Origin of the sequence: Helcobacillus sp. ACRRO, from assembly GCF_022347125.1 — a bacterium.
Taxonomy (GTDB): Bacteria; Actinomycetota; Actinomycetes; order Actinomycetales; family Dermabacteraceae; genus Helcobacillus; species Helcobacillus massiliensis.
Window position 1 is genome coordinate 1 of the sequence record NZ_JAKRNG010000047.1, and the last position, 8,025, is coordinate 8,025.

Genomic DNA, 8,025 nt, shown 5'->3' on the forward strand with positions numbered 1-8,025 from the left:
CCTTCATCCGCACCTCAGCACCCGGGTTGCCGCCCCCGCCCTCTGCGCGCCGTGGCGGCCGCTGCTCTCGCCGCGGGTGTGCTCGTGACCGGTGCGGCCTGCTCGTCGGACGCCAACGGCGGCGGCAACCCGGGTGCTGAGGTGCGGATGAAGGAGTCCCAGTCGCCCGAGCTGAAGGACGGCGCCGCCTCGGACGCCGGCGGGGCCGAGAACACGGCCGGCAGCGGGGTGCCCCGGATCGATTCCTCCGCCCGAGCCTCCGAGGGCCTGACCGACGCCTGCACCGGCGAAGGCGCCGTCACGATCGCGCAGGGCAAGGAGCCCGAGCCCGCGATGAAGGACGGCGAGGACACGGTGAAGTTCGCGTTCGAGGAGGCGGTGGACGGCGAGCATGTGAAGGCCGCGCAGTTCACGATCGACCTCGGCGACGGGCCGCAGAAGATGGAGCCGGCGAACATCGGCGACCAGTTCGAGATCGGCGAGCACCGCTACTCGGTGACGTCCGTGTGCGACGACAGTGCCGCGCTCGATGTTGTGCAGTGACTCGGGCGTCGCGCCAGCCCGCCCCCTCCCCGGCCCGGCGCCGCGCCGCCGCTGATCCGCCATGACGCTCTGCGCCCACTTCGACCGCGGTGAATGCCGCTCCTGCACCCTCCTCCCCCAGCCGTACCCCGCGCAGCTGCAGGACAGGGACTCCCAGGTCAGGGGCCTGCTGGAGCCGTTCGGCGCGGGGACCGACGGGTGCTGGCTGCCGCCGATCGCCTCGGCGCCGGCCGGTTTCCGGACGAAGGCGAAGATGGTGGTCGCCGGCACCGCCGCGGATCCGATCCTGACCCTGCCGGGGGCTGAGGAGCCCGTCGGCCACTCCCCCGCCCCCTCGGTCTCCGCCGCTCCCGCGCCCGCCGGCGCAGCCGCTCCCGTGGACCTCGCGGACTGCCCGCTGTACCTGCCGATCATCCACGACGTCCTCGCCTCCGCCCGCGAGGTGATCCGCCGCGCCCAGATCCCGCCCTATTCGGTGGCGCGCCGGCGCGGCGAGGTGAAGTTCGTTCTCGTCACCGCCGCGGAGGATCAGGCGCTCGTCCGCTTCGTCCTGCGCAGCGATTCCGCTCTCGGCCGGCTGCGCGAGCACCTCGACAAGCTCGATCCGCGCGCCGTGGTGGTCAGCGCGAACATCCACCCGGAGCATGTGGCCCGTCTCGAAGGCGACGAGGAGATCCCCCTGACCGAGCAGCGCGCCATCACGATGCCGGTGGGGGATGTGCCGCTGCGGGTGCTGCCGCAGTCGTTCACGCAGACGAACACGGACGTTGCCGCGCAGCTGTACCGCCAGGTCGGCGACTGGGCGGCGGACATCGCAGCTTCTGCCGGCGCGCCTGCCGCGGTCGACGGGGCACCTGCCTCGGCCGGTGGCGGTGCGGGCCTGCGGGCGTGGGACCTGTACTGCGGCGTCGGCGGGTTCGCCCTCCATCTGGCGCAGCGCGGCGCCGTCGTCACCGGCGTGGAGATCTCCGCCGACGCGATCGACTCCGCCCGCGCCACCGCCGAGGCCCTCGGCCTCACCGACAGCACCGGCTTCCATGTCGCGGACGCGACGGCGTGGGCGCGCGAGCAGGACCCGTCGGCCCTCCCCGACCTCGCGGTGGTGAACCCGCCGCGCCGCGGGCTCGGCCCCGACCTCACCGCCTACCTGGAGTCCGCGCCGATCCCCCACGTCATCTATTCGTCCTGCAGCCCGGCGAGCCTCGCCCGCGATCTCGCCGCGATGCCGTCGCTGCGTCTGGTGCGCGGTAGGGTCGTCGACATGTTCCCCCACACGCCGCACGCCGAAGTCGTCGTGCAGCTGACACGGAAGGAGAAGCGCGCATGACAGCGCAGCGCCGCGTCACGATCATCGCCCTCGGCGGCACGATCGCCATGGAGCAGGCTGCGCCCGGGGAGCACGCCGCCCCCGGCTCGCCGGCACCCGTCGGCCCCGCCGGCTCCCCCGCCGCCGACTCCCCGGTGCCGGGCGTGGAGGTCACCCGCGTGCAGGTCGCGAACGTGGGCTCGCCGTCGCTGCGGTTCGAGCACGTGCGCGCCGCCCTCATCGCCGCCGATGAGGCCGTCGAGGCGGGGGCCGACGGGGTCGTCCTCACCCACGGAACCGACACCCTCGAGGAGACCGCGTTCCTCCTGTCCCGCCTGTGGACGCGCGAGGAGCCCCTGGTGATCACCGGTGCGATGCGGCCGGCGAACGCCGCCGGTGCCGACGGGCCCGCCAACCTCCGTGACGCGGTCCTGACCGCCACCGCGGCCTCCGCACGCGGCCTCGGCGTCCTCACAGTGTTCGACTCCCACCTGCACCTCGGCGACCGCGTCACCAAGACCAGTTCCCGCAGCGTCACCGCCTTCGACTCGGTCCCCTCCGGGCCCATCGGCGTGGTGCATGCGGACGATGTGCGGCTGGTGTACCGGCCGACGGATGCCCCGCTGCGCCTGCTCGCCGGCACGGCGGCGCGGGATCTGCCGGAGGCGCTGCCGAGTGTGCCGATCATCGGAACGGGCCTCGGTGACGACACGACGATGCTCGACCTGATCGCGGCGAGCGTCGGCGCCGGTCCCACGGGCGCCGACGACGGCCCCGGGGCAGGGTCCGCGCAGCCGATGGCAGGGGCGGCGCAACCGCTGGCGGGGCCCGCGCGGCCGGTGGCCGGGGTCGTCATCAACGCCGCCGGGATGGGGCACGTCCCCGCCGGCCACATGGACCCGATCCGGTCGCTGATCAGCGCCGGCGTGCCCGTGGTGGTGTCCACGCGCATCCCAGAGGGCGGCACCTCCACCTACCACTACGCCTACCCCGGCAGCGAGGTCGATCTGATGGATGCCGGTGCCGTCATGGCGGGGGCTCTGAGCGCCCACAAGGCGCGCCTGCTGCTGCAGATGCTCCTCGCCGACGCCGCACAGGGCCCGTCGGCGCCGGCAGCACCCGCGGGCTCGGCGGCGCCGGCAGCACCGGCTGGCCTGCCCACCCTCGCCGATCTGCGCGCAGCGTTCGACGTCTTCAGCTACGAGTAACCCCCGGGGCCCCGTCGGCCCACGCCGCCCGGCCACCGCGCACCACGCCGCCCGGCCGCCGCGCCCCGCAGCGCCCCGCGGCCGGCGCTCGTACCTCCCGGCCGACGGGTGCCGGCGACCGCGAGCATTGGCGCATAGCGGCACACCGTTCCGTCTATGGAGCTGGTGCGCCGCTATGCGCCCACCGATGCGCGCGGTGACGCGAGTGGGTGGGCACACCGACCCAGCCGCGTCAGAGGAGGCCGCGCTGCCGCAGGAAGGTGCTGATGCCGCCGCGGTGCCGCGGGAAGCCAGCGCCGAGGATGAGCGCGAGGTCGATGTCCTCGAGCCGCTGCACCACGCCCTCGTCGACCATGCGGGTGATCTCGTCCGCGAGGCCCTTCTCGACCTCCTCGAGGAGCCGGTCACCGGTCTTCGGCCGCGGCTGGTCCGGCTCGCTGTCATTGGCGCGGGCGAAGACCTCGTCCACCTCGGCGCGCACGGGTGCGGGCGGGCGGTGGCCCTCCTCCGTGAACCGCTCCCCCGCCTCCGCCATGGCGTGCAGGCCGCGCGAGGCGTGGAACCGTTCGGGGCCCTCCTTGTCCACCATCACCTGGCCAACGTGGTCGGCCACGGCGAGGCCCACCATGTCCAGCAGGGTGAGGGGACGCATCGGCAGGCCGAGGGCGTCGAGGGACTCATCGACCTTCTGGGCGGAGGCACCGGCGTCGATCGCGGACAGCACCGTGCCGAGCATGCGGAACAGGAGGCGGTTGACGATGAATCCGGGGGCGTCGGCGGAGTCCACGGCGAACTTCCGCATCCGTCGGACCACTTCGCGGCCGGTGGCGAGGGTGGTCTCGTCGGTGGCGTCGGTGTGGATGACCTCCACGAGCGGCATCTTCGCAACGGGGTTGAAGAAGTGCAGGCCCACCACGCGCTCGGGGTGGTCGAGCTTCGAGGACATCTCGGTGACGGAGAGGCTCGAGGTGTTGGTGACGAGCAGGGCATCGGCCTCCAGGACGTCCTCGAGTTCCGCGAAGACGGACTGCTTGATGCCCATGACTTCGGGGACGGCTTCGAGGACGAGGTCGGCGCCGCGCAGGTCCTCGAGATCCGTGGTGGCGGAGAGGAGCTCGGCGGCGTCCGCATCGCCGGCGTCGGTGAGGATGCGCTGGGCGTTCGCGAGGCCCTTCGCGGCGATGGCGTCGTCGAGATCACGCATGATGACGGGGACGCGCAGGCCGCGGGCGAGCTGCGCGGCGATCTGGGAGGCCATCAGGCCTGCGCCGGCCACGCCCACCTTCGTGATGTCCTTCGCGCCCTCGATCGGGGTGCGGGACGGCTTGCCGCGGCGGAGCAGTTCAGCGGCATGGAGGGCGCCTTCGGCTGCGGGGGTCTGCGCGAGCTCCACGATCGCGTCGGCTTCGCGGGCGAGGGCGTCCTCGAGGGTGGAGTCGAGCAGCTGGGTGACGAGGGTGAGCACGCGCAGGGTGGCGGGGGCGCCCTGCGCGTCGCGGACGCGGGCGAGCCTCTCCCGCTTCTTCAGCGCCTCCACCAGGGCCTTCGCGCGGTCCGAGTCGGCGGTGGGGAGTGGTTCGGCGCGGTCGGCGGCGGCACCGGCCGCGGCGGCGCTGTCGCCGGCATCTGCGGCGCGGTCGGCGCCGTCGGCGGAGTCTGCGGCGCTGCTGCGGCTGTCCGGGCCGACGGCGCCGGACACACCAGGGTTCTCGGCGACGTAGTCGAGAGCGGCGTCGAGGTCATCGACGAGGGCGTGGACCACGCCGCGCTCCAGGGCGGTCTGCGCGTCCATCGTGCGGTCCTTCGCGGGCTCGTCCACGATGATCGTGAGGGCGTCCTCGGGGTCGATGAGGGCGGGCAGAAGGGTGGTGCCGCCCCAGCCGGGGAGGATGCCGAGGCTGGTTTCGGGCAGTCCGATGCCCTTCACCTGGGGGCCGGCTGTGCGGATCGAGGCCATCAGGGCGGTTTCGAGGCCGCCGCCGAGAGCGGCGCCGTTGATGTGGGCGAGGACGGGGACGTCCACGGTGCGCAGGAGCACCTGCAGCCCGTGCATCTTCCGCGTCATATCGCGGATGACCTCGGGGGCGGTGCCGGCGGCGAACATGGCGAGGTCAGCGCCGGCGAGGAAGATGCGGTCCTCGCCGGTGATGGCGATGGCGCGGATGTCGCCGTTTCCGGCGGCGGCGACGGCCTGGGCGACGGCTTCGACGAGGTTGTCCACCGACTGCCGGCCGAGCGTGGCGGGTTTGGGGCCGCCGGCGCGGGCGGTGATCACGCCGACGGGGCCGAGCGTCGCGTGGTCGCGGACCTCGTAGTCGAAGGCGGTGACCTGTTCGGTGTAGTTCGTCATTGTCGGCGTCCTCCTCGGCGCTCACAGGTATCCGGTACTCCCGGTTGCAGGTACCAGTGTGGCGCATGAGGCTGGACCGCCGCTACCCCGTGCCGCCCTCCCCCGCGCCGCGCTCGCCGCTGCCCCTCGACGACGCGCTCCCCTGCTGGCCCTCGCCGCGCTCCCCCGCTGCCCGCAGGAGCTCCTCGAAGCGGGAGCGGCTGAGCGTCACGGAATCCTCCGCGTCGTCTGCCCGATCGGTGCCGACGAAGTCCTCCACGAACGGCGTCTGCGCCGACGCCAGTACGGCATCCGTCGGCCCCTCCGCGACCAGACGGCCGCCTTCGATGACGGCCACGCGGTCCGCGAGCGCGAGCACGTCCAGCACATCGTGGGTGACGAGCAGCGCTGTGGTGCCGGCGAGGCGGGCCCGCAGCAGGCGGCGCATCGCCGGGGCGAGGGCGGCGTCGAGCGCGGAGAGGGGCTCGTCGAGCAGGACGAGGTCGGGGTCAGTGGCCAGCGCTCGGGCCAGGGCGATGCGCTGCGCCTGGCCGCCGGAGACCTGGTGCGGCCGGCGGCCGGCGAGGTGACCGCAGCCGACGGCCTCCAGCTCCTCGCGGGCCCGGGCGCGCGGCCGGCGCACGCCGTGGGCCCGCATGCCGAACTCCACGTTCGCCAGCACGCTCATGTGGGGGAAGAGCAGGGCGCGCTGTTCGAGGCAGCCGAGGCGCCGGCGGTGGGCCGGCAGGTCGGTGAGGTCGCGGTCGCCGAGGGTGACAGTAGAGCCGTGGCCGGTGAGGGTTCCGGCGAGGACATCGATCGTGGTGGTCTTGCCGGCTCCGTTCGGGCCGATCAGCGCGAGGGTGGTGCCGAGCGGCCAGGTGAGGTCGAGGTCCACGGCGCGGTCGGGGACGCGGGCGCGGACGTGGACGGCGGGGCCGACGGGGGCCGCGGCGCCGTCGGCGTTGTCGGGGCGGGCGGGATCCACGGCGCCGACGGAGTCAGTCATGGCTGCTCCTCACCTGCAGCCGCATGGAGATGCCGACCACGACCGCGGCGACGCCGAGGAGGATCGCGGCGAGCGCCATGGCGAGTTCGGAGTCGGATTCGCGCAGCAGGTAGATCTCCAGCGGCACGGTCCGCGTCACGCCCTGCAGGGAGCCCGCGAAGGTGATGGTGGCACCGAATTCGCCGAGCGACCGCGCGAATGCGAGGGCGGTGCCGGAGGCGATGGCGGGCAGCACGGTCGGCAGCGTGACCTGGAGGAATGTGCGGGTGGGGCCGGCGCCGAGCAGGGCGGCGGCCCGCTCGAGCCGGCGGTCCGAGGCGCGGATCGCCCCTTCCAGCGCCACGATCAGGAACGGCAGGGAGACGAACACCTGCGCGATCACAACGGCGATGGTGGTGAAGCCGATCTGCAGTCCGAAGGCGTCGAGCTTCTCGCCGATGAGGCCGCGCCGGCCCAGGGTCACCAGCAGCGCCATACCGGCCACCACGGGCGGCAGCACCATCGGCACGGTCACCAGGGTGCGCACCCAGGGCGTCCACCAGGCGCGCGAACGGGCGAGGATGTGCGCGGCGGGGATGCCCAGCAGCATCACCACGACGGTGGAGGCCAGGCAGGTGCGGATGCTGAGTCCGAGGGCGTCACGGGCGGTGGGCCGGGCGAGCAGTTCCGGGATCTGCGACCACGACACGGTGGCGAGCAGACCCGCCAGCGGGATCACGAGGATGCCGAGGGCGAGGGCGAACGGCGCCCACGCCCACGCCGGCGGCCGGGTCACTGGACGCCGAACCCGTAGGAGCGCAGGAGGTTCTGCCCCTTCTCACCGGTGAGGTCCGAGATGAACGCACGGGCGGCCGACGGGTTCTTCGCCTCCGCCGTCACCGCGACCCAATAGGTGGTGGGGTGCTCGCTCGCGGCGGGGATCGGGAAGGTCTTCACCGTGTCTCCGGCGTTCTTGGCGTCGGTGCGGTACACCAGGCCGGCGTCGGCTTCGCCGCTGGTGACGGCGCCGAGCACGTTCGTCACGGAGGTCTCCTCGGACACGGGCCTGAGGTCGAGGCCGGCGGTGTCCGCGACCTTCAGGGAGGTGGCTCCGCACGGCACGGACTTCTCGCACACCACGAGGCGGGTGCCGTTCAGGGAGTCATCGAAGCCGGTGATGCCGGCGGGGTTGTCCGCGGGGGTGACGAGCACGAGCTCGTTCGTGGCGATCTGCTGCGGCTCCCCGTCGAGGAGGCCGGCCTTCTCGGCGGCGCGCATGGTGCGCTCGTCCGCGGTGACGAGGACGTCCGCGGGGGCGCCCTGCTTGATCTGCTCCACGAGCCCGGAGGAGCCGTCGAACGAGAAGGACTCCTGCACGGCGGTGGAGTCGGCGAACTCCTCGAACGGGGCGGTCAGGGATGCGGCGGCGAACACGGTGACGGGCTGGGCGCCGTCGGACGCACCGGAGCCGTCGGCGCTGGACCCGCCGGCGGATCCGCAGGCGGTGAGGGCGAGGGCGGCGGTGGCGGCGAGGATCGGGAAGGTCTTCACCGTGTCTCCGGCGTTCTTGGCGTCGGTGCGGTACACCAGGCCGGCGTCGGCTTCGCCGCTGGTGACGGCGCCGAGCACGTTCGTCACGGAGGTCTCCTCG

Annotated in this window: 7 protein-coding genes and 1 pseudogene; 3 read left to right on the forward strand and 5 right to left on the reverse strand. The window is 73.6% G+C overall.

Annotated elements, in window-relative coordinates; translation table 11 throughout:
* The 3 genes from MHY20_RS11150 to MHY20_RS11160 all read left to right on the forward strand — a co-directional run.
* The coding region (locus MHY20_RS11150) for a hypothetical protein (protein ID WP_239376825.1) at positions 1-543 on the forward strand (543 nt) is incomplete at its 5' end.
* A gap of 61 nt (positions 544-604) precedes the next feature.
* A complete protein-coding gene (locus tag MHY20_RS11155; RefSeq protein WP_239376827.1) occupies positions 605-1,870 on the forward strand; it encodes a methyltransferase domain-containing protein in 1,266 nt (421 codons plus the stop codon).
* A complete protein-coding gene (locus tag MHY20_RS11160; RefSeq protein WP_239376829.1) occupies positions 1,867-3,057 on the forward strand; it encodes an asparaginase in 1,191 nt (396 codons plus the stop codon). Before MHY20_RS11155 ends, MHY20_RS11160 begins: the two co-directional genes overlap by 4 nt.
* A 232-nt stretch (positions 3,058-3,289) precedes the next feature.
* On the opposite strand, the gene MHY20_RS11165 is transcribed toward MHY20_RS11160, so the two are convergent.
* The 5 genes and pseudogenes from MHY20_RS11165 to MHY20_RS11185 form a co-directional block, all read right to left on the reverse strand.
* The gene (locus MHY20_RS11165; RefSeq protein ID WP_239376831.1) at positions 3,290-5,407 is read right to left on the reverse strand and encodes a 3-hydroxyacyl-CoA dehydrogenase NAD-binding domain-containing protein; all 2,118 of its coding nucleotides are present in this window, start codon (positions 5,405-5,407) and stop codon (positions 3,290-3,292) included.
* An 82-nt stretch (positions 5,408-5,489) separates the two neighbouring features.
* The gene (locus MHY20_RS11170) at positions 5,490-6,395 is read right to left on the reverse strand and encodes an ATP-binding cassette domain-containing protein (protein ID WP_239376833.1); all 906 of its coding nucleotides are present in this window, start codon (positions 6,393-6,395) and stop codon (positions 5,490-5,492) included.
* Positions 6,388-7,170, reverse strand: a complete 783-nt coding sequence (locus tag MHY20_RS11175; RefSeq protein WP_239376835.1) for an ABC transporter permease — start codon at positions 7,168-7,170, stop codon at positions 6,388-6,390. Before MHY20_RS11175 ends, MHY20_RS11170 begins: the two co-directional genes overlap by 8 nt.
* Entirely contained in the window at positions 7,167-7,925 is a 759-nt protein-coding gene (modA, locus tag MHY20_RS11180; RefSeq protein WP_239376837.1) for a molybdate ABC transporter substrate-binding protein, read from the reverse strand. The genes MHY20_RS11175 and modA overlap by 4 nt, the downstream gene beginning before the upstream one ends.
* Positions 7,920-8,025: pseudogene (locus MHY20_RS11185) on the reverse strand (molybdate-binding protein); the annotation flags it as partial. The gene modA and the pseudogene MHY20_RS11185, both read right to left, overlap by 6 nt.